This is a genomic window from Nitrosopumilus sp. Nsub (genome assembly GCF_001541925.1).
Classification (GTDB): domain Archaea; phylum Thermoproteota; class Nitrososphaeria; order Nitrososphaerales; family Nitrosopumilaceae; genus Nitrosopumilus.
The window spans coordinates 146,526-168,171 of record NZ_LQMW01000019.1 but is presented as its reverse complement, the minus strand read 5'-3'; the positions used below and the strand labels follow the sequence as shown (position 1 = coordinate 168,171).

The following is a 21,646-nucleotide window of genomic DNA, read 5'->3' as shown; positions in this document are numbered from 1 at the left end:
AGACAACGATCTCTCTTTTGTCGTTTGTGTCATGAAGATGTTGTGCAAAACTGACAAAAGGTGCCAATCCTGTTCCACCGCCAATGCAGACAATTCTTCTATTGTCTTTTTCACCGTTTGGTAGTTCTTGACTAATTCCTAATGCTTTACCTGCTGGTTTTAACCAAAGAATTTCATCTCCTTCTTTTACATCAAATAATTGAGTAGTTAATCTACCTGGAAGTGGTTTTCTTACCCATCTAATTACAAATTCAATGTAATCCTTATTTTCAGGATGTGATGCAATTGAGTATGCTCTTCTAACAATTTTTCCACCATCCAATTTATTTGGTAAACCTAATGTGAGAAATTGACCTGCTTGGTAATCTGGAATTGGACCATCTTTTGGCACAATTCTCATTACAAGAAGATCTTCTTTTAACAATTGAACATAAGTGACCGTTGCTTTATTGTCTACTACCATGATAATTCAACCATCATATTGAATCTTAAATATATTGTGTTAATTTCAATTATCTCTCATAATTAATCGCTAAACGTTAATAACCAATTTACAAAATATTATTCAATCAGAATTCTGATTATTGGGCCGGTCGTCTAGTCTGGTAGGATAGGTGCATGGCATGCATCGGATCAAGGGTTCAAATCCCTTTCGGTCCACTTATTTTTTTAATTTCAATAATAGATTTTGTATTTGGACATCATTATTTTTTGATATTTCTTTAATTTTATGTTCTGGAATTGAAATTTTTGTTTGAATTGCTGTATTTAATGCACTAATTTGTACTTCCAAACTAGCATCTGAAATTAATTTTAAAACAATCTTTGAAATATTTTCTGCTTTAAGATATCCTAATGCACCAATAGCACAAGATCTTACTCTTTCGTGTTTATCATTTACAATTTTGATAATTTCTGGAATTGCATTTTTTTCATTTCTGTTAGCTAAAACTAGTGATGTAAAACCTTTGATATTTTTATTTGTAGAATCAAGATTTTTAATTAAAATTTTTGAAATTTCATTTTTGTTTAATAAAAGTGCATTAAATGCTTCACCCCTAACTTGTATGCTGTCATCATTTAATCTTGAAATAATCTGTTGTAATATTTTCAAATCATCGGTATTTTGTAGAGTTTCTAAAATTTCAATTTTTTTTTGACTTTCTCCTGTTTCTAATGCCTCTAAAATATTTTCCAACTTATCTTAAATTAAATTTTGAACTTAAAAGTCCTAGATTTTCTCAATTTTTTATTATTTTAAGAAAAAATTCATTTTAACTTTAAATTATCGTTAAATACTATATTATCCATGTCCACTGAAACAAGAGACACCATATTCATTGGTAAAAAACCATTGATGGCATATGTGACATCGACGCTAATTCAATTAGCAAATGTACCATCCGTAAACATCAAAGCTCGGGGACTCAGTATCGGTCGTGCAGTAGACGTAGCACAAATCGTTGCACGAAAAACTGAAAATGCCGGATATTCCATTGGAAATATCAAAATTGATTCAGAATCATTAGAATCTGAAGATGGTAGAACCCGAAATGTTTCAACAATAGAAATTGAAGTAAAGAGAAACGAACCTTAATCGTACTTTACTTGAAATTTTTTATTTTCTTTTTGAAAATTTGTATTTTGTTTCCATTTTTTTGAATTTATCTAATTCAACTAACTTATTGAATTGATCAAAATTTACTACTTTTTGTTTATATTTTGAGGTTGTTCCAGTATTTTTTAATTCTTGTAAAATATTCATTGTTGCAAAAGTATTTGCAAATAATACTGACAAAGGATATAGAATAATGTTAAATCCAATTTTGCTCAAAGTTTGAGCTGAATTAATTGGAGTCGCTCCTCCTTCAATCATATTTGCAACTAATGGTGCTTTGATTTCTTTTCCAATTCGTTTCATTTCATCTAATGATTTTGGTGCTTCAATAAACACTGCATCTGCTCCTGTCTTTTTATTTTGAAGTCCTCTTTCAATTGCTTTATCTAATCCTTCTGTTGCCCTTGAATCTGTTCTGGCTACAATAATGAAATCTTTGTTTTCACGTGCATCCATTGCGGCACCAAGTTTTTCAGTATATTCTTCTTGTGAAATTACATCTTTGCCTTGCATATGTCCACATCTTTTAGGCCATTTTTGGTCCTCTAGAAAAATTCCTGCTGCACCTGCTGCCTCTAATTCTTTAACTAATTTCCAAACACTTAATGCATTTCCATAACCTGTGTCTGAATCAACAATAAGTGGAACTGAAATTGCATTTGAAATTCTCCTTGCATTGTCAACTGTTTCAGTTGCACCAATGAATCCATAATCTGGCATTCCAAACAACGTTGCTGAAGTTCCATATCCAGTTTGAAACATTGCATCAAATCCAACTTTTTCTGCAATTTTAGCTCCAATTGCATCATAGATTCCTGGAATAACCAGTGGTTTTTTTGATTTAATCATACTGGATAATTTTTTCATAAGTTTCTACTTTTTTTGAATTATTTATGATTTATAATCTGACAAAAAATCATAGTTTGCCGTTTTGGAATGTTATTTTCGGTTTGAAAAAGGCCTTTTCTTGTAAGATATGGAACAAATGGACAATGTCACTTTTTTAAGAATAACCATCTACCATAGGGTTAATCATTTTAATCATATCCTTATGCTGTGCAAAAGATGTCGTGCTATGTGTGATAAGATATCTGCAACAGATACAGTTTGGAACGTATGTCCAAACTGCAAGTTCTATTATCAAGTAGAATGATAGTATAGTATTGGAATCTACTGATTATCTAATATTATTGGTATTATTGAAATCTCCAATTCTAGCTTTCATTGGTTACAAACTCAACAATAGAAAATCCAAGATTACAGCAACAGTAGAATGAAAGTCTTAAAAATAATTTGGCATTATTGATAATGAGAAATGATAATCCGTCAATATCATTATCCTCTTGATATTGTTGGTATCTTTCTCGCATAATTAGGTACGAAAAAGTCAATATTTCCAAGAAATATAAATTTCCAAAGGAAAGAGTTACTTGATATTTGATTAATTTGGGAAGTAAATTATGACAAAAACAATTAATTGTAATTTTACGGGTACAGATTGTAATTGGTCCGAAGAATCAACAAGAAATGATGATGAAGAATTATTGTCAAGGATCAAAGAACACATTTTAGCAGAACACAAAGAATTTGAATTGAATTCTGAAAATATTGAAAATATCAAATCACTAATTAAAGTCACGAAGAGATTTTGGTGGTGGGGTTAAGATTAAAAATTAATTGATGGATTTCAAATTTAAGATATTGTAATGCTTTAGTTATTTTGCAATTAGTGATTTTAATAATTTATTTTTAGATGTATTATTCGATTTTGATTTCTTTTCCTTTTTTCTTTACTGCTTTCCCATCCATTTTATTTAATTCATCTTGAAGAAACTGTTTATATTTTTGAGTTTCTTCATCTGTCATATTTGTTACATTTGAACTTAAAATCGATCCCATTGATGATATTTTTTCTAGTAAATCCAATGCAACAAATCTCCCTACATTTCCTAATCTGAAAAGAACATCTAATTGATTTTTAACAATATCGTTGATTTTATCTACATCTTGTGCCGTTTCTAAACCGTGTTTTGTTAATTGATATCTTCCATCTTTTGTTTCTTCAATTAATTTTTCATCTAACAATCTACCTAATAATGGATAGATTAATCCTGGAGATGGTTTCCATATTCCGTTACTTTGTTCAACTGCATAATCGATAATTTCTTTTCCTGTGTATGTTTTCTCTTTTAATAATTCTAAAATGAAATATCTTGAAAATCCTCTTGGTACTGAACTCCCCACTCTTTGAAACCATTCTGAAATCATCACTAGTGATATCGCTAGTGATATATTTTAATATTTCTGAATACTGTTGAACAATACTTCATATTTAACCCAAAAATACTATTTTTGTATTAAAAATGGCTAATTCGTTAGATTTTGATCTTATCATTTGTGGTTCTGGTCTTGCAGGATTAAGAGCAGCAATTTCTGCTGCAAAGAAGGGCCCAAATCTCAAGATTGGAGTTGTTTCTAAAGTTCAGGTAATGCGTTCTCATTCTGTTTCTGCAGAAGGTGGAACTGCTGCAGTTCTTTTTGAAGATGAAGGCGATACAATTGAATCTCACGTTTATGATACTGTAAAAGGAAGTGACTTTCTTGCAGATCAAGATGTTGCAGAAAGACTTTGTGTTGAAATGCCTAAAGAAGTTCATCAATTAGATCATTGGGGAATGCCTTGGTCTAGACGAGATGATGGTAGAATTGATCAAAGAAATTTTGGTGGTTATAGTTTTCCTAGAGCAACATATGCATCTGATAAAGTTGGTTTCTTTGAAATGCAAACATTGTATGACACATGTCAAAAATTTGATAATATTGAATATCTTAACGAATGGTTTGTAACATCAATTATTCATGATGGTAAAAAATTCATGGGTGTTACCGCAATTGAATTATCTTCAGGAAATTTTTACACCATTAAAGGAAAAGCACTAATTATTGCAACTGGTGGTGCTGGACGTTTGTATAGTTTTTCAACATATGCCCTTTCTTCAACTCCTGATGGATTAGATATGGGATTCCGTGCAGGTATGGCATTAAAGGATATGGAGTTTGTACAATTCCATCCAACTGGAATTTTACCTTCTGGAATATTGATTACTGAAGGTGCCAGAGGTGAAGGTGGATATTTGCTTAACAGTCAAGGAGAGAGATTTATGAAAACTTATGCTTCAGGAAAAATGGAATTAGCTCCTCGTGATATTGTGTCAAGATCAATTATGACAGAAATTCAAGAAGGTCGTGGATTCAAACATGAAACTGGAGTTAATTGTATGAAGCTTGATTTGAGACATCTTGGTGATGAAAAAATCAAAGAAAAATTAGGTGGAATTAGAGAAATATCAATTAAATTTTCCGGAATAGATCCTGCAAAAGATTTACTTGATATTCGACCAGTTTGTCATTATATGATGGGTGGATTACATACTGACATTGATGGTGCAACTGAGATTCAAGGTGTTTGGGCAGCTGGTGAAGCCGCATGTAATAGTGTTCACGGTTCAAATCGTTTAGGTGCAAATTCTACTTCAGAATGTATAGTTTGGGGAAAAATTACTGGTGAACTTGCAGCAGAATATGCAATGAATAACAACAACAGTGATCAATGGCCTCATCATTTAGTTGCAGCTGAAGAGAAGCGAATCTATGACGGAATATTTAGAGGAAATGGTGATGTTAATCCATATGAAATTCGACAAGAACTTACAGATACTTTGAATGATAAAGCATATGTCTATAGAAATGAAACTGACTTAGTTGATGGTCTAAAGAAAGTTCGTGAATTAAAAAAGCAATCTTGGAAACACGTTGATGATAAAGCAAAAGAATACAATACTAATTTTGCAAATGTAATGGAACTTGACTCTATGTTTAGAGTTGCTGAAGTTCTTTTAGTTGGTGCTATCAATCGTAAAGAATCTCGTGGTGCACATGCAAGAACTGATTATCCTAAACGTGATGATGAAAATTTCTTATATCATACACTTGCTTATTATGATCCAAACGAACCAATTATGAAAAAACATCCTGTAACAATTACTAAATACAAACCAGTGGAGAGAAAATATTAGATGACTCAAGATGAGAATAAAGAAGGCATTAAAGGAATGGCCAATCCTGGCCGATATGGGATTGAAAGAATAGCCTATTTGTTAATGCGTTTAACTGGATTAGGATTACTAGGTTACTTTATTGCACATGTTTATGAAACAAGTAATATTTTACGAGGTCGAATGGGCTGGGATGAATTTCTAGCTTTAACTCAAACTACTGAGGGACATATCTTTTTAGTTCTTGTAATTGGTATGTGTGTTTTTCATACTGGTAATGGAATTAGAATTATGTTGGGACATGGTGGTGTTGGTGTGGGAAAACCTGCCAGACCAGATTACCCGTATGATCCTGCATCTCAAAATTATCGACATAAAATAGGAATTTACTCTTCCATTGTTCTTGCAGCAGTTGCAATGATGTATGGTATGGCAGTAATGTTTGGAGAATAAAATGAAAGAAAGTACAATTATGAAAATTCACTATGGAACTGCTTTAGCATCAGTTGGTTTAGTGGCTGTACACATTTTGATGCGTCTAACAACTGGATTTTCAGATTCCTTATCATATGAAAATGTATTAGCTAATTACCAATCTATTCCATATGTTATCATGTTAGAATTAATTTTGATTTTACTTGCAGTTCATGGATTTAATGGATTAAGAGTAATTTTACTAGAATTAAAACAAGGTAGGGTTTATGAAAAGGCTGTTTCGTATGGTTGTGTAGTGGGAATGATTGTATTAATTGGATATGGATCTAATACAATTATTCAGACAAATATGGGGATGATATAGAGATGGCTCAAGTTTCTAGTATTGCAGAAGAACAAGCAACAACTCCTCTATCTGCATCAAAATCTGTTTTACTTCGAATTTCTAGATTTAATCCTGAAACTGACGAATCAAATAAATTCATGGAGTTTAGTGTTCCTTATCAAAAATGGACAACAGTACTAGAAGCGATTCTTGATGTCAAAAAGCATTTTGATCATTCTGTGGCAGTTCGTTATTCTTGTAGACAAGCTACATGTGGATCTTGTGGCATGTTGATTAATGGAAAACCTAGATTGGCTTGCTTTACTAAAATTAGTGAATTAAATTCTAATGTAGTAACTGTAGAACCAATGAATAATTTTCCAGTAATTCGTGATTTAGCAGTAAAATTTGAAAGACTGTTTGACACACATCAAAAAATTAAACCATATCTAATTCGTGATGATACTGAACTAGAATCTGATGAAAAAGAATTCTTACAATCTCCTGAAGAATTAGAAAATTTTATCCAATTTGCAAATTGTATCAAATGCGGATTATGTAATTCTGCTTGTCCAACTATGACTACTGATTCTTCGTTTGTAGGACCTCAAGCATTAGCACAAGCATATCGATATGTTGCTGACAGTAGAGATAAAGGAAAAGATAGTAGATTAGATATTATTGATGAATCTCACGGAATTTGGAGATGTCATTTTGCTGGTTCATGTAGTCAAGTATGTCCAAAAGGCGTTGATCCTGCAATGGGAATCCAATTCCTTAGAGGATATTTGTTAGGATTTAGAAGTTAATCTGTTTTTTTTGGAAGTTCATTTATTTTGTTTGGATTAGGACTATTGTTAACTTGATTATTGATTTGTTCTGCCATAAAATGATTTGATACATTTACTTTGACATCCTCAACCCCGTCTACCTTCAAAAGATAATCGTGAACATCTTGACAAATTTTGAAACCAAAAACTGCTGGACAAAATGGACTCGTGAGATGTAAATCTACTTTGACGTTACTATCATTGATGTCTACTTCATCAATTAGTTCTAATTCCACAATGGATGTATTGATTTCTGGATCTACAATCTTTGATAATTCGTCAAAAATTTTGACCCTAAGTAATTTGATATCTTGACTCATGTCGAAAAAACATTTATGCTATATATAACCATTTTACAATCTTAGTTGATGTATCGTTCACGATTAGGGACTGATTTGAGCAATATCACTTTAGATTATGTTTCATCAATAGATGATGATTCTCAAATTGCTTTGTATGATATTGTTGGTAGTCAAGCCCATACCGTAATGCTGCTAGAAAATAAAATTATTACCAAAAATGATGCAAAAAAAATTCTATCTTCGTTAGAAAATTTGAAAAATGAGAAATTTGATTCTTCATCTGGGGCAGAAGATATTCATGAATTAATTGAATCTCTAGTAATAAAAAAATCCGGTATGGCAAGTGGTGGAAAAATGCATACTGCAAGATCTAGAAATGATCAAGTAGTTTTAGACATAAGAATGAAAATTCGAGATGATATTAACATAATTTGTAATTGTCTTTTAGATACTATAGAATCACTTGTATCTGTTTCAAAAAATCATCAAAAAACAATTATTCCGTTTTATACTCATCTTCAACAAGCTCAAGCTGGTTTATTTTCACATTATCTTTTAGCTCAAGCAGATGTTTTATCTCGAGATTTTCAAAGACTGTTTGACACCTTTGAAAGAATTAATCAAAGCCCACTTGGAGCTGGTCCTGTTGGTGGAACAAGTATTACAATTGATAGACATAGTACTGCAAAAATGTTAGGCTTTGACGATGTTGTAGAAAATTCTCTTGATGCCACAAGTACACGTGATTTTGTAGCAGAGTATGTTGCAATGATTTCAATTTTAATGACTAATCTAAGTAGAATTTCTGAAGATTTTATTATCTGGTCAACTTCTGAATTTTCATTCATTGAATTATCTGATGAGTTTACATCACCCTCAAGTGTAATGCCTCAAAAAAAGAATCCTGACATCCTAGAACTTACTAGAGGTAAGACTGCAGAAATAATTGGAAATCTTACTGCTATCTTAACTACTGTAAAAGGTCTAGCTTCTGGCTATGGACGTGATTTGCAACAAATTAAATCATCTATTTGGTCTACATCAAAAATTTCCATTAGTGCATTACTAATTATAAAATCAATAATTCTAACAATGAAAGTAAATGAAAAACAAATGAAAAAAGTTACTGAATCTAGTAATCTAATTGCATTAGATATTGCTGAAAAATTAGTACAAGAGGGAATTCCATTTAGAGTAACTCATAAAATTGCAGGTGTCTTAGTTCAATTAGCACATAATTCAAAAAAACCTATTTCTAAATTAACACCAATAGAAATTAAAAAATCAGTAGAGGGAACTAAAATTGATTCTAAAGTGGTATCTGAGATAATTTCCAATACTAGTGTTGTCTCATCTCTGAAAGACCGAAAATCCTTTGGATCTTCAGGATATGATGAACAAAAAAGAATGATTTCTGATCGAACTGAAAAAATCAATTCTTGGAGACTAGAGATGTCTGAAAGAGAAAATAAAATCAAATCTTCTCTAAATGAACTTCAAAAATCAATTAATGATATAATTTGATAAAATGAAGGCGGGTCTAAAGGGATTCGGACCCTTGACAACCGGATTAAAAGTCCGGTGCGCTACCTGGCTGCGCCATAGACCCACACAAAAAAATTATTTTCGTGTATAATTTAGTCTTTTACTAATAGATATCGTGACAGAAACTTTTAATCTAGGATTTTGATTCATAGTACTTGTGCCCTTGTAGTATAGCCCGGTCTAGAATTCGGCCCTGTCACGGCTGAGACGCGTGTTCAAATCCCGCCGAGGGCGCCATTATTTTCATTTATTTCATTTTTTCAGCGATCAATACCTCAATCATCCTGAAAAATTATGCCAAAATTTCTTACAAGAATATTAAAATTCAGGGAATTTTAGGGAAATTTGTTGTCTGAAGAGAAAAAAGAATCTGAAGTTGAAGTAAAAGCAACTGAAGAGACTAAATCCGAAGAACCATCTGCTGAGGAAGTAAAGAAAGCAGAAGAAGCAAAAGCTGAAGCAGAATCAAAAGCTGCACAAGAAGCAGCAGCTAAAGTAGAAGCACATGCAAAAGCAGTTGCTGATGCAGAAGCTGCAGTAACAGAGGCTCTTGAAAAAGCAGAAGCTGCAAGAGCTGAATTGGAATCTGCAGCAGATGAGGAATACAAGGCAATTGCAGCTGAGGTTAAAGCCAACACTGCCAAAAAAGTTGATTATACTTTCAAACGTCAAGGTGAAGAAATTTTTAGAAGAGAAATGGGTGAACCAGAATTTTGGTTAGAAAAAGAGGATAGATTTCCAAGACCAATACTTTCTGCAGATGAACAAGAATCTATTACAAGACGAGCTGAAACTCCTCATGATCAAACTCCTGCATACAATCCGGAACATGTTCTCAGTCCAGAATTTGCTGGAGTCTCAAACTATGAACGTGGTGTAGATTCTTTCTTAGATGAATTAAGAACTAAACTTCAAAAACAAAAAAGTGATCCTGAATCAACAGAAAAAGAAATACTTGCAACAGAAAATGAAATTACTTACTTAGAATCAATACATGAAAATTTCTATATTGGAATGAATGTTTTTAGAACTGCAAAAGGCGGACGGAATAAAATTAGTGCATAGGAATGAGATGAGAATATGGACCATGTAATTTTTGATGTAATGAATGCGAGAGTAACTTTCAAAAATGTTCCACTACACGAGTTATCTAAATTCACGTTTAAAGATGTTGGAGCTGCAGCAGATGAATTTAAAAAAATTGATGGTGTTGATGAATGTATAATTATTCAAACTGCTAGCAGAATTGAAATTTTTACTGTTAGTAATACTGAAACTGTAGAATCTCCTGATGCAAGAAGAGCTGAAGGTAAAACTCTGATTTTAAATCAAGTGAAAGAAACATGGATAAGTTTAACAGAATTAGAACAGATTGACATTGATCACTTTGATCAAACTATTGAAGTTTACAAAAGTGATGATGTTTATCTTAATCTCTTACGTTTAGGTTCTGGTATTGACTCATTTGTTGTTGGAAAACAAGAAGTATTTGATGAAATAGTCCAGTCTTTATCTCATGCAAAATCTGCAGGAACATCCGGTACTATTCTCAATAAGTTATTTGAAAGTGTAATTCGATTATCTTCAAGAATGAGAGATACCACTGGAATTGCAAAAGATATTGTATCTCTTGGGGATGTTGCAGTAAAATTAGTTGAAGAGAAAGCTGGATTAGATGCAAAGAAAAAAGTTTTGTTAATTGGAACTGGAAATTCTGCTGCTTTAGTTGCAAAAACACTAAACAAAAAAGAGATTTCTTATGATGTTAGTAGTAGAACAATTGAACGTGCTACAGGATTTAGTAGTGTTGTAGGTGGAAACCCAATTGATTTCAATGATGTATTAACTACATTTGATAAATATGATATTGTTTTCGTAGCAACCACATCGGATTATTTCTTGATTACATTTGAAAGAATTCAACTTCTAATGAAAGAAAAGAAAAAGGGTACATTGATTTTAGATTTATCAGATCCTAGAACTGTTGATGAAGGTATAACTGCTCTTCCAGGAATTAAATTGCTCTTTAGAGACCAAATTGCTGAAATTTATGATGAAAGTGTAAGGAGTAGATCTAAGATAGTTCCTGCAGTAGAAAAAATTATTGCCAAAGAATTACCTGTATTATCTGCTAGAATGCGAAGACTAGAATCCTAAATTTTTCTATTTTTGTTTTCTTGTTATGAAATGTTTTACTGCTTCTACTGAATAATCTATTCCATGTATTTCTTCCATATGAGTTCTAAATTCTTCAATTACTTTACCTTCTTCACCTTCAGCTACAAAATCACATTCAAAACCATAATCTCGACACATTAGCTTTGGCATAATTTGATAAAAATTCATTTAGTACAAAAATTAAGATATTTTTTTGAATATAATGCTAGAATATTTTTTTAACCATATGATTCGTATTTGATTCCAAAACTACCATCCGATTTCTTTTCATGTTCTGTTACGAATCTTTTTGGACCTAAATAATCAATTACACCATCAATTGTACCTTGATATCCACAAATATAGATAATTGAATTTTCTGGAGTTAATTCTTCACCTACCATTTCTTCTACTGGTGATAATCCTGTTTTTTTATCTGGTTTGAAAAATGATTCTACTCTACCTACATGACCATTCCAAGATCTATTGAAAAACTCTTTAGGTCTACTAATTGCTGCTCTATATCTGAAATTCCATTGATCTCGTCCCCTCTTTTCACTTTCTGATTCATAATCTGTTAACAGTCGCTTGTAACTTAATTCGTCAACGTAACTTGCACCGTGTAAAACAATTACTTCTCTTTTATCATTAGTATCATGGAAATGTTTTGCAAATGCAACAAATGGAGCTAATCCAGTTCCACCTCCTACACAAATTACTCTTCGATTATCTTTTTTTCCATTGTGTAATTTATCGCTAATTAATAATGCTGCACCAGTTGGGTCACCTAAACTTACTTCGTCTCCAACACTGAGATAAAATAATTCTGTAGTAACTCTACCTGGAAGTGGCTTTCTAACCCATCTAATTACAAATTCAAAATAATCTCTATTTTCCGCATGTGAAGCAATTGAATATGCTCTTCTAACTATTTTTTTTTCTGCTGGAATTGGAAGACCAATTGTTAAAAATTGTCCAGTTTTGTATTCTGGCATCCCGTTTTCAGGAACTAATCGTATGACTACTAGATCTTCTTTTAGTAATTCCCTGTAGACAACTTTTGCCTTCATTTCAGTAACCATACAACGAGGTTTCCTGTTACTTTGGATAAATATATTTCTCTTATGAAGTAATCCTAGAGTTCAGATCTGATTAAAATTCTAATTAATTTGTGAAATTATTTCATCAAGAATTTTTTGATTTGCTGCTGCAATAAATGAAACCCTTGTTTCATAACTTAAATCTGCATCAAGTGGATTCAAATTAGCATCTAACAATAAACCCCCAGATTCTTTTACAATTATGCATCCCGCTGCAATATCTTGGATTCTAATTTTATCTCTAAAGTCAATAAAAATATCCATCAAACCTCTTGCAAATAATGCCATCTCTAATGCATTAGCTCCAAAATGTCTTGTATGATTATGATTTTGAAAAATTGGATACATGCGTTGCATTAATTCATTAGAACCACCAGATGTGTTAATTCCCACAATTTTGTAAATTGGTTCTTTTTGTTGTACTTTGATTTGTTTTTCATTCAAAAATGCACCCTTGTTTTTTGAAGCCCAATACATATCACCATTTGTTAAATCTGTAATTACACCATCTGTAATTGAACTAAGTTTATTTTCTGTTGCAAATGCTAATGAACTACAAAAAAATGGTACCCCTCTAACTGCATTTGCAGAACCATCAATTGCATCCATTATGACAAATCCTTTTGGATTATTTGATAATTCTACTCTGCCACATTCTTCACCTAAAACAACACATTCAAAATTAATTTCTTTTAGATAATCTAAAACAGTTTGTTCAGCTGTAATGTCAATATTTCGTGAAATGTCTCCACCTGCACCTCTTCCAAAATCTCCTGCAGCCTCTTCTGTTCCTGCAAGATCTTTTACATTTTTATAAATTTGACTTGATGCCTCGCGAAGAATATCTATAACTTCCACAAACAATAATTTTTACATCGTAATTTAAGTGAAGAAAATTTTTGTTTTGAAAGCATAAATAACAACACATTGAATTGTGTATGTGAGTGGAAAAGACGAATCAATTTTTAGTAAAAGTGCTTTAATGGGAACAAAGCCTGGAAAACAAATCATTAAACAAGGTTTATTCAAATCAAAAGGATTCAAATTATTTAATCAATACAAACAAGAGGCTGAAGATACATTTCCTGCATTTGCTCAAAGATTTGCAAAAAACCTATTTGATCAAATTAATGCTGATCAATCCCCAAATACAACACAACAACAATTTGCTGAAGAAGTAGGTTCTACTGAAATTATTTTAAATGCATCAGAAATTGAGCCTATAAAATCTAAGTTACAAGATTTTGACACATTACATGATAGAGTACTTAGAATTTTGAATTCTAATTTTGTCAAAATGACATTTCCTGTTTTTAATGGTCTCTTTGATGCATCAACAGATTATTTCAAAGACGATAAAAACACTACAATGAGAGAAGATATTGTTGATGGTCATATTATTGCAATAGATCTTAGTGAACCTATGGATAGAATTGTAGACAAAGATGAAGATCTGGAATACTTGGATGATTACAAATTGATGAATCCATATATTTTGAAACTTGCAAGAGAAAAAATTTCAAAAGGTGGTGAAGATGTACTCAAAGAATTTGAGGAAGGTTTCAAACAAGCAAGAATCGGACAATATCTTGATACAAAATTAAAGGATAAACCTACAGAAATTACCGAAGAGGAATTAATTGAAAGCTACAAAAAATATCGTTCTGTAATGGGAACTGCTGGTAGAAACATGGCTTTGAATCGTGCACCTTTAGCTGATATTTTTTACACTGGAATGGCAAAAGCTGCTGAATCTGTAGGATGTGGAAATGAAATTGAAGATAGTATTAGAGATAGATCTGCAAAAATTCCTTCTTGGCCATTATTTTATTCATTAAAAATGAATGATGCAAAGAGTGGATTTGAAGAAACAATGAAACATAGTGAATCTTATTTGAGTGAAGCAAGAGATGCTTTAGAAAAATTACCTAAAAATTTTTCACACACAAAATTCTTAGAATTTCTATTTCTCACTGTTGAACATTATAATCAATTCTGGTATAAGAAATTACAAGAAGAAAACATCTGGTCAGATCTGAACAAAAATCTTCCAACTAAGTGATAAAATTGATGTGGTCTGAAAAATATCGACCTCAGAAAATTTCTGACATGGTAGGTAATGAAGAATCTTGTGCTGCTATAATTGAATGGTTGGCTAAATGGAAAAAAGGAAAAAAACCTCTTTTGATAATTGGACCTCCTGGAATTGGTAAAACTACAATTGCATTTTTGTTGGCTAAGCAATTTAGTTATGATGTGATTGGGCTTAATGCCAGTGATGTACGAAGTAAATCTAGAATTAATGAAATTCTGACTCCTGTATTGGGCAATGTTAGTGTTTTAGGAAGTCCAATGATTTTTGTTGATGAAGTTGATGGAATTCATGGTCGTGGAGATTATGGTGGTGCTTCAGCACTTGTTGATATCCTAAAAAAACCAAATATACCAATTTTACTTGCTGCAAATTATGATGATTCTGATAAAATGAAAAGTATCAAAAAAGTAGTTACAACAATTTCATTTAAAAAAATCCCGCCACGATTATTGCGTGTTTATTTGGACAACATTCTAAAAAAAGAAAACGAGAAACTAAGTCCTGGTTCACTTATCAAAGTTATTGATAAATCAAATGGAGACATTCGTTCAATGATCAACTTAACACAATCATTGATAACAGGATTTAATCCTCCAACGGAATCTGTTTTTGAAGATATTAACGTTGAAGATGGAATAAATGCATTTTTCAAAGCAAATTCAATTGAAGAAGCTCGCAGTGTTTTGTATTCTATACAAATTGATCCTAGAGAAAAAATTAATGCGTTTTATTCAAGTATTATTACTAGTGAGTTAGATAATGATTCTCTTGCAAAATATTTAGAAATTATTTCCAATGCTGATATGCTATTTGGAAAAATTATGAAAACTCAAAATTGGAGATTGTTACGTTATCTAAATGACATCTTGATTAATTTGTATCAAAAAGATGATAGAATAAGATATTCAAAATATAATTTATCTTGGCCTGTACTTAACCGAATTCGTTGGGATGGTGCAAAAATTAAATCATTGTCTGCAGTAATGTCAAAAAAATTACATCTATCTTCTAGTGCATTTGTTACAATATGTTTGCCATATGTTCTATTTTGTATAAAAAACAAAACTTTGGAATTAGAATTAGAAGAAACTTATGGTGATATCATTGATAAGGAGATTGAAATGTTACAATGAGCTGGATCAAAATTCCTATGAAATTTCCTGGGACTTGTATTGTTTGTAATGAAAAAATTGAAATTAATGAAATTGGATTGTGGTCAAAAGGTGTTGGTGTAAAACATGAAAAATGTGCTAAAATTAATGAATTACAATGCATTGTATGTGGTTCACCTGCTGGATGCCAACAATGTGAATTTCAAGATATTTGTGATATTTCAAATGTGTCTCAATTCTGTATCTGTAAGAAATGCAGTGATGAAAAAGATGCTTTTAATTCATACCAAAAGGCATCACTTAAAAAATTCCCAATAATCAATTTTTGAGCTAATTTTTTAAATTTTTGTATATTGGATTGATTTTCACATTTGCAAATTAGATTAATATATGAAAACTATAGACTAAAGTCAAATAATGCATTCTGAGAAGATCGATGAATTCACAAAAAACAAAAACACTGCATTAGAAGGCGGTGGTCAGGAACGCATTTCTTCACAACATGAAAAAGGCAAATTAACTGCTCGTGAAAGAATTGATCTATTACTTGATGAAGGCACTTTTGTGGAAGTAGATCCAATGACTACTCATCATTATTATGAATATGATATGCAAAAAAAGAAGTTTTTCACTGATGGTGTCGTAGGTGGATATGGAAATGTTTCCGGTCGTCAAATCTTTGTCTTTGCATATGATTTCACTGTTTTAGGTGGAACATTAAGTCAGATGGGCGCTAAAAAAATTACCAAATTAATGGATCATGCAGTAAGAACTGGATGTCCAATTATTGGAATTATGGATTCTGGTGGTGCTAGAATTCAAGAAGGAATTATGAGTTTAGATGGATTTGCCGATATATTTTATCACAATCAATTAGCTTCTGGAGTAATTCCACAAATTACTGCTAGTGTTGGTCCGTCTGCAGGTGGTTCTGTTTATTCTCCTGCAATGACTGATTTTGTTATTATGGTAGAAAAAATTGGAAGTATGTTTGTAACTGGTCCTGACGTTGTTAAAACTGTATTAGGTGAAGAAATTTCTTTTGAAGAACTTGGTGGAGCTAATACTCATGGAACAAAAAGTGGTGTTGCACACTTTGTTGCTGAAAATGAATACGAATGTATGGATTATATTAAAAAATTAATTTCCTTTTTACCTCAAAATAATGCTGAGCAACCACCAAAAGTTTCAACTGATGATGATCCAAATAGATTAGATAACAATTTAATCAATATCATACCAGAGAATCCTTTACAACCATATGACATGAAAGAAATTATTAACTCAATTGTTGATGATCACGAATTTTTTGAAGTACATGAATTATTTGCACCAAATATTGTAGTTGGATATGGTAGACTAAATGGTAATGTAGTTGGAATTGTTGCAAACCAACCAATGCATCTTGCAGGTGCGTTAGATATTGATTCGTCAAATAAGGCTTCACGTTTTATTAGATTCTGTGATTCATTTAATATTCCAATAATTACTTTAGTTGATACACCAGGTTATATGCCAGGTTCAAATCAAGAACATAATGGAATTATTAGACATGGAAGTAAATTACTTTATGCATATTGTGAAGCAACTGTTCCAAGAATTACTTTAGTTATTGGTAAAGCATATGGTGGTGCATACATTGCAATGGGAAGTAAAAATCTTAGAACTGATATTAACTATGCATGGCCTACAGCCAAATGTGCTGTTTTAGGTGGTGAAGCAGCTGTAAAAATCATGAATAGAAAAGATCTTGCTGCTTCAGATGATCCTGAATCTCTTAAAAAACAACTAGTAGATGAATTTGCAGAGAAATTCGAAAATCCTTATGTTGCTGCATCTCATGGAACAGTTGATAATGTAATTAATCCTGCTGAAACCAGACCTATGTTAATCAAAGCATTAGAAATGCTTGCAAATAAAAGAGAAAAACAACTACCTAGAAAACATGGAAATATTAACTTGTGATTGAAGATGATTGAGAAAGTACTTATCGCTAACAGAGGAGAAATCGCTTTACGTGTAATTAGAACTTGTAAAGCACTTGGAATCAAAACAGTTGCTGTATACTCTGATGAAGATACAAATTCATTACATGTTAAACAAGCATCTGAAGCATACCACATTGGTGAAGCAGCACCGGCCAAATCATATCTTAATCAAGAAAAAATTCTAGATGTAATGTTATCATCTGGTGCAGATGCTGTACATCCTGGTTATGGTTTTCTTTCTGAAAATGATGATTTTGCTAGACTGTGTGAGAAAAATAAAATTACATTTATTGGCCCATCTGCTGATTCAATGAATCTATGTGGTGATAAGATGGAGTGTAAAGCTGCAATGTTAAAAGCTGAAGTTCCAACTGTCCCTGGAAGTCCTGGCTTAGTAAAGGATGCAGAAGACGCAGCAAAAATTGCAAATGACATTGGATATCCTGTTATGTTAAAATCAGTTTATGGTGGTGGAGGTCGTGGAATTAGAATTGTAACAAATGACAAAGAATTACACGAAGGTTTTGAAACAGTAACATCTGAATCTATTGCAGCTGTTGGAAAATCTGCAATCATTGTTGAAAAATTCTTAGAAAAAACAAGACACATTGAATATCAAATGTGCAGAGATCATCATGGAAATTCAGTACATCTCTTTGAAAGAGAATGTTCTATTCAAAGAAGAAATCAAAAATTAATTGAACAAACTCCTTCTCCTGTGGTAGATGCTGCAAAAAGAGAAGAAATTGGTGAAATAGTTGTTAGAGCAGCAGAGGCAGTTGATTATACTAATCTTGGTACAGCTGAATTCTTAAGAGCTGATAATGGTGAATTTTATTTTATTGAGATTAATGCAAGACTCCAAGTAGAGCACCCAATTAGTGAAATGGTTTCAGGATTAGATTTTGTTAAACTACAAATTGATATTGCAAATGGAGAACCACTACCATTCAAACAAAAGGATCTAAAGATGAATGGTTATGCAATTGAATGTAGAATTAATGCTGAAGATACATTTTTGGACTTTGCACCTTCAACAGGACCTGTTCCAGATGTTACAATTCCTTCAGGACCTAATGTTAGATGTGATACATATCTTTATCCTGGATGTACTGTTTCACCATTTTATGATTCACTAATGGCAAAACTCTGTACATGGGGACCAACATTTGAAGAATCTAGAACTAGAATGCTTACTGCATTAAATGATATGTACGTACAAGGTGTTGAAACCTCTATTCCTCTTTACAAAACAATTCTCAATTCAGAAGAATACAAAAATGGAGAATTGTCCACAGACTTTTTGAAACGTTATGATATGATTGATAAATTAACTGATGATCTTAAAAAAGAAAAAGAGAATAAAACTGATGCCGCATTAGCTGCTGCAATTATTCATTCTGAATACTTTAAGAGTCAAGTACAAAATAATTCTAACAATAGCGCAAACTGGAAAAATAAGCTGGACTGATAGATATGACTAATTTTAAAATCCAAGAAATTGAAAAATCATTTGATGGAAAAATTCTAGAAAATCTCGGTGACAATGACTACATTATCAAAATTAATGATAGTGAACATAAATTAAAAATAATTAGTATGAATTCACGTGGAATAGAATTTATCTTAAATCAACAATATCACAAGGCAAAATATCTTGAACAATCCACAAATGAAATGAATATTGTTATAGATAATGTGCCGATGATTATCAATTTACATACTCATTATGATAAAGTCGTTTACAAAAATTCTGGTGGAAGTGGTTCTGGTGGAGCACAAACAGCATTGAAAAGTCAAATTCCTGGTAAAGTAGTTTCAATTTCAGTTGAACATGGAGACTCGGTGAAGAAAGGTGACGTTGTTTGTACTTTAGAGTCTATGAAAATGCAAGTTGCAGTTAAAGCACACAAAGATGGTGTTATTCGAAACATCAAAGCTAAAGAAAGTGGAACTGTTGCTAAAGGCGATATCATCACTGATATAGAATAAAAAAAATTATTTTATTTTAAAAAGTTTTTAATTTCTTCGTAATTTGGTTCTTTTAACGGATCTTCAGATACCCATTTGTATCCAATTTTTCCATCTTCCATAATTATGAAAACTGAACGTTTTGCTGCATTGTAATCTTTAATGTGTAACAAATCTTTTAGTAAAATGTCGTAATCTTTGATTGTTTTACTGGTGTAATCCCCTAATAATGGAAAATTGAAATTGTATTTTTCTGCAAATGCTTTATTTGCAAAAGGACCATCATTACTGATTGAAATAATTTGTGCACCCATATCTGAAATTTCTTTCCATGAATCTCTGAAAGTACATAATTCAACTTCGCATACTGGTGAGCTTGCTGCTACTATGAACGATAATACGATCTTTTTACCCTTAAATTCCTCCAAAGTCCTCATCTTCAATTCTGTATCAGGAAGTTCAAAATTTGGAGCAAGATCGCCAACATTCAATGTCATGTTCGAATTCTTCAATTATCATATTAATTACTTTTCAAATTCCCCTTTTTTAAAATGCGATCGAAAAAACGAAACACATCTTATTATATAAGACTCAGAAATGAAAATTAAATTGGTCGGAGAAATAGCGGGCAATTACAGCACCGTAGTATTGATGTTTGGCTTTGCCGTGGTAGCAATGGCCCCCGCATTATTGATTTCTCGAATGATTTCACCTCGTAAAAAGAGCAATCCTGTAAAATTCCTGCCAATGGAATGTGGGCAAGTTCCTAGTGGTGAAGGTCGAACTCATTTTATGATGCAGTATTACCCGTACATTTTGATGTTCGTAATTTTTGATGTAGTTGCAATTTTCTTATATGCTTGGGGCAGTGCACTTTTGGAACTTCCAAAAAGTGCAACTTTACCAATGATGGGCTTCTTAGCAATAATGTTTGGTGCAATGTCTTTTGCACTCTATCAATCTGGGAGAAGAAGAATTTGGTAATTATTTATACAAATCATGCTAATGGGGGTTGGGAATAAAATTGCTTAAAGATCTAGTAACGCCAGAAAATGCAAATGTCTTCATTGGAAAACTAGGAGATATTTTGGAAAAGGCAATTGACAAACCATTGGGCTATGCTATCAATTGGGGTAGAATTTGGTCACTTTGGCCTGTGCATATTGAAACAGCTTGTTGTAGTGTTGAGTTTGGTGCAGCATCTAGTCCTAGATATGATGTTGAAAGATTTGGTATCATTGAAGCATTTGGATCACTTAGACAATGTGATCTAATTGTTGTTCAAGGTACAATTACACGAAAAATGGCTCCACGTTTAAGATTAGTTTATGATCAAATGCCAGAACCAAAATATGTGATTGCAATGGGTGCTTGTGCAATTACTGGAGGATTGTATTTTGATTCATACAATGTTCTTCCAGGAATTGATGGGGTACTTCCAGTTGATGTCTATGTTCCAGGTTGTCCGCCTAGACCTGAAACTCTCATACAAGGATGTATTTTGTTACAAGAAAAAATCAAGAGAATGAAGGCTAGGAAGTTTGTATAATGAGTTCTGATACTGAAACAAAACCAGCTGCAAAGCCAGTAGCAAAACCAGCTGCAAAGCCAGTAGAATTACCTGCTTTTGAAAAAAGTATTTCTGATAAAGTTGTTGAAAAATTTGGAGATAAAGTCGAAGTTGAATTTGTTAAAGAAAATAGAGTTGGAATTAAAGCTAAAAGAGAAGATGTTCATGATGTTGCTGAATTTGTTCGAGATGGATTGAATTATGATCACGTAGAATCCGTTTCAGGTGTAGATTATCCTCAAGATAAAGAAATTGAAGTAGTTTATCATATTGGTTCCTATTCGGACTCATCATTGGCTAAACAAATTCTTGTTTTATCTACTAGAGCACAAAGAGAGGAAAATCCACTTCCTGGTAAAGATGCAACAAAATTACCCTCTCTTAGAGATATATTCTACAGTGTAGAATTTCATGAAAGAGAAGTTTTTGAAATGTTTGGAGTTTATTTTACTGGTCATCCTGATAATAGACGATTACTTTTGCCTGAAGATTGGGCAGATTTACCACCTCTCAGAAAGGACTTTGCAATAAAAGGACGATAGA

The 21,646-nt window shown here is 32.1% G+C and carries 27 protein-coding genes and 3 tRNA genes; 20 read left to right on the top strand and 10 right to left on the bottom strand.

The window, feature by feature from the left end:
• Positions 1-463, bottom strand: a 463-nt coding sequence (locus AW732_RS05685; RefSeq protein WP_253805576.1) for an FAD-binding oxidoreductase, incomplete at its 3' end; no start/stop codon positions are given.
• Between the two features lie 123 nt (positions 464-586).
• On the opposite strand from AW732_RS05685, the gene AW732_RS05680 reads away from it, so the two are divergent.
• Positions 587-660: transfer RNA gene (locus AW732_RS05680), tRNA-Ala, on the top strand.
• A 1-nt stretch (position 661) separates the two neighbouring features.
• On the opposite strand, the gene AW732_RS05675 is transcribed toward AW732_RS05680, so the two are convergent.
• Positions 662-1,198, bottom strand: coding sequence for a HEAT repeat domain-containing protein (locus AW732_RS05675; protein ID WP_067959770.1), 537 nt, complete (start codon positions 1,196-1,198; stop codon positions 662-664).
• A 111-nt stretch (positions 1,199-1,309) separates the two neighbouring features.
• Between AW732_RS05675 and AW732_RS05670 the strand changes: the two genes are divergently transcribed.
• Positions 1,310-1,597: a DNA-binding protein gene (locus tag AW732_RS05670; protein WP_067959767.1), complete on the top strand. Its 288-nt coding sequence runs from the start codon at positions 1,310-1,312 to the stop codon at positions 1,595-1,597.
• A gap of 21 nt (positions 1,598-1,618) precedes the next feature.
• On the opposite strand, the gene AW732_RS05665 is transcribed toward AW732_RS05670, so the two are convergent.
• Positions 1,619-2,467 carry an isocitrate lyase/PEP mutase family protein gene (locus AW732_RS05665; protein WP_067959761.1) on the bottom strand — a complete coding sequence of 283 codons (849 nt, stop codon included), beginning with the start codon at positions 2,465-2,467 and terminating at the stop codon, positions 1,619-1,621.
• 611 nt (positions 2,468-3,078) lie between these two features.
• On the opposite strand from AW732_RS05665, the gene AW732_RS05660 reads away from it, so the two are divergent.
• On the top strand, positions 3,079-3,282 hold the full coding sequence (locus AW732_RS05660) for a DUF1059 domain-containing protein (protein WP_067959758.1): 204 nt from the start codon (positions 3,079-3,081) through the stop codon (positions 3,280-3,282).
• A gap of 94 nt (positions 3,283-3,376) precedes the next feature.
• On the opposite strand, the gene AW732_RS05655 is transcribed toward AW732_RS05660, so the two are convergent.
• Positions 3,377-3,862: a PadR family transcriptional regulator gene (locus AW732_RS05655; protein WP_253805574.1), complete on the bottom strand. Its 486-nt coding sequence runs from the start codon at positions 3,860-3,862 to the stop codon at positions 3,377-3,379.
• 119 nt (positions 3,863-3,981) lie between these two features.
• On the opposite strand from AW732_RS05655, the gene AW732_RS05650 reads away from it, so the two are divergent.
• Genes AW732_RS05650 through AW732_RS05635 form a run of 4 tightly spaced genes read left to right on the top strand, consistent with a single transcriptional unit; the run spans position 3,982 to position 7,242 of the window.
• A complete protein-coding gene (locus AW732_RS05650) occupies positions 3,982-5,694 on the top strand; it encodes a succinate dehydrogenase/fumarate reductase flavoprotein subunit (protein ID WP_067959751.1) in 1,713 nt (570 codons plus the stop codon).
• Positions 5,695-6,126 carry a succinate dehydrogenase gene (locus tag AW732_RS05645; protein WP_067959748.1) on the top strand — a complete coding sequence of 144 codons (432 nt, stop codon included), beginning with the start codon at positions 5,695-5,697 and terminating at the stop codon, positions 6,124-6,126.
• A 1-nt stretch (position 6,127) separates the two neighbouring features.
• Positions 6,128-6,472, top strand: coding sequence for a succinate dehydrogenase (locus AW732_RS05640; protein ID WP_067959745.1), 345 nt, complete (start codon positions 6,128-6,130; stop codon positions 6,470-6,472).
• A gap of 2 nt (positions 6,473-6,474) precedes the next feature.
• Positions 6,475-7,242 carry a succinate dehydrogenase iron-sulfur subunit gene (locus tag AW732_RS05635; RefSeq protein WP_067959742.1) on the top strand — a complete coding sequence of 256 codons (768 nt, stop codon included), beginning with the start codon at positions 6,475-6,477 and terminating at the stop codon, positions 7,240-7,242.
• Here AW732_RS05635 and AW732_RS05630 read toward each other — a convergent pair.
• Positions 7,239-7,583 (bottom strand): iron-sulfur cluster assembly protein, encoded by a 345-nt coding sequence (locus AW732_RS05630; protein WP_067959739.1) that lies wholly within the window; start codon positions 7,581-7,583, stop codon positions 7,239-7,241. The genes AW732_RS05635 and AW732_RS05630 overlap by 4 nt on opposite strands.
• Positions 7,584-7,631: 48 nt before the next feature.
• Here AW732_RS05630 and argH point away from each other — a divergent pair, with 48 nt between their 5' ends.
• The gene (gene argH, locus AW732_RS05625) at positions 7,632-9,089 is read left to right on the top strand and encodes an argininosuccinate lyase (RefSeq protein ID WP_067959735.1); all 1,458 of its coding nucleotides are present in this window, start codon (positions 7,632-7,634) and stop codon (positions 9,087-9,089) included.
• 11 nt (positions 9,090-9,100) lie between these two features.
• On the opposite strand, the gene AW732_RS05620 is transcribed toward argH, so the two are convergent.
• Positions 9,101-9,174 (bottom strand) — tRNA-Lys (locus AW732_RS05620).
• Between the two features lie 95 nt (positions 9,175-9,269).
• Here AW732_RS05620 and AW732_RS05615 point away from each other — a divergent pair.
• The 3 genes from AW732_RS05615 (at position 9,270) to AW732_RS05605 (ending at position 11,267) form a co-directional block, all read left to right on the top strand.
• Positions 9,270-9,347 (top strand) — tRNA-Asp (locus AW732_RS05615).
• 111 nt (positions 9,348-9,458) lie between these two features.
• Positions 9,459-10,175, top strand: a complete 717-nt coding sequence (locus AW732_RS05610) for a hypothetical protein (RefSeq protein ID WP_067959732.1) — start codon at positions 9,459-9,461, stop codon at positions 10,173-10,175.
• 15 nt (positions 10,176-10,190) lie between these two features.
• Positions 10,191-11,267: a hypothetical protein gene (locus AW732_RS05605; RefSeq protein ID WP_067959729.1), complete on the top strand. Its 1,077-nt coding sequence runs from the start codon at positions 10,191-10,193 to the stop codon at positions 11,265-11,267.
• A 6-nt stretch (positions 11,268-11,273) separates the two neighbouring features.
• On the opposite strand, the gene AW732_RS05600 is transcribed toward AW732_RS05605, so the two are convergent.
• The 3 genes from AW732_RS05600 to AW732_RS05590 form a co-directional block, all read right to left on the bottom strand.
• A complete protein-coding gene (locus AW732_RS05600) occupies positions 11,274-11,438 on the bottom strand; it encodes a DUF1059 domain-containing protein (protein ID WP_082697423.1) in 165 nt (54 codons plus the stop codon).
• Positions 11,439-11,506: 68 nt separating this feature from the next.
• Entirely contained in the window at positions 11,507-12,349 is an 843-nt protein-coding gene (locus AW732_RS05595; RefSeq protein WP_067959722.1) for an FAD-binding oxidoreductase, read from the bottom strand.
• A gap of 78 nt (positions 12,350-12,427) precedes the next feature.
• Positions 12,428-13,225 (bottom strand): inositol monophosphatase family protein, encoded by a 798-nt coding sequence (locus AW732_RS05590; protein ID WP_067959810.1) that lies wholly within the window; start codon positions 13,223-13,225, stop codon positions 12,428-12,430.
• A gap of 82 nt (positions 13,226-13,307) precedes the next feature.
• Between AW732_RS05590 and AW732_RS05585 the strand changes: the two genes are divergently transcribed.
• The 6 genes from AW732_RS05585 to AW732_RS05560 all read left to right on the top strand — a co-directional run bounded on the left by AW732_RS05585 (position 13,308) and on the right by AW732_RS05560 (position 19,554).
• A complete protein-coding gene (locus tag AW732_RS05585; protein WP_067959719.1) occupies positions 13,308-14,429 on the top strand; it encodes a hypothetical protein in 1,122 nt (373 codons plus the stop codon).
• 8 nt (positions 14,430-14,437) lie between these two features.
• Positions 14,438-15,595: an AAA family ATPase gene (locus tag AW732_RS05580; RefSeq protein ID WP_067959716.1), complete on the top strand. Its 1,158-nt coding sequence runs from the start codon at positions 14,438-14,440 to the stop codon at positions 15,593-15,595.
• On the top strand, positions 15,592-15,903 hold the full coding sequence (locus tag AW732_RS05575) for a hypothetical protein (protein ID WP_067959713.1): 312 nt from the start codon (positions 15,592-15,594) through the stop codon (positions 15,901-15,903). Before AW732_RS05580 ends, AW732_RS05575 begins: the two co-directional genes overlap by 4 nt.
• Before the next feature lie 88 nt (positions 15,904-15,991).
• Complete coding sequence (locus AW732_RS05570) at positions 15,992-17,539, top strand: acyl-CoA carboxylase subunit beta (protein WP_067959710.1); 1,548 nt, start codon at positions 15,992-15,994, stop codon at positions 17,537-17,539.
• Positions 17,540-17,545: 6 nt separating this feature from the next.
• Entirely contained in the window at positions 17,546-19,033 is a 1,488-nt protein-coding gene (locus AW732_RS05565) for an acetyl-CoA carboxylase biotin carboxylase subunit (RefSeq protein WP_067959807.1), read from the top strand.
• 5 nt (positions 19,034-19,038) lie between these two features.
• Positions 19,039-19,554 carry an acetyl-CoA carboxylase biotin carboxyl carrier protein subunit gene (locus AW732_RS05560; protein ID WP_067959705.1) on the top strand — a complete coding sequence of 172 codons (516 nt, stop codon included), beginning with the start codon at positions 19,039-19,041 and terminating at the stop codon, positions 19,552-19,554.
• Positions 19,555-19,565: 11 nt separating this feature from the next.
• On the opposite strand, the gene AW732_RS05555 is transcribed toward AW732_RS05560, so the two are convergent.
• Complete coding sequence (locus AW732_RS05555) at positions 19,566-20,030, bottom strand: peroxiredoxin (RefSeq protein ID WP_067959701.1); 465 nt, start codon at positions 20,028-20,030, stop codon at positions 19,566-19,568.
• A 154-nt stretch (positions 20,031-20,184) separates the two neighbouring features.
• Between AW732_RS05555 and AW732_RS05550 the strand changes: the two genes are divergently transcribed.
• The 3 genes from AW732_RS05550 to AW732_RS05540 are packed head-to-tail and all read left to right on the top strand — an operon-like array spanning position 20,185 to position 21,645.
• The gene (locus tag AW732_RS05550) at positions 20,185-20,517 is read left to right on the top strand and encodes an NADH-quinone oxidoreductase subunit A (protein ID WP_067959698.1); all 333 of its coding nucleotides are present in this window, start codon (positions 20,185-20,187) and stop codon (positions 20,515-20,517) included.
• A 40-nt stretch (positions 20,518-20,557) separates the two neighbouring features.
• Positions 20,558-21,082 carry an NADH-quinone oxidoreductase subunit NuoB gene (nuoB, locus tag AW732_RS05545; protein ID WP_067959805.1) on the top strand — a complete coding sequence of 175 codons (525 nt, stop codon included), beginning with the start codon at positions 20,558-20,560 and terminating at the stop codon, positions 21,080-21,082.
• Positions 21,082-21,645, top strand: coding sequence for an NADH-quinone oxidoreductase subunit C (locus tag AW732_RS05540; RefSeq protein ID WP_067959695.1), 564 nt, complete (start codon positions 21,082-21,084; stop codon positions 21,643-21,645). Before nuoB ends, AW732_RS05540 begins: the two co-directional genes overlap by 1 nt.
• Position 21,646: the final 1 nt, after the last annotated feature.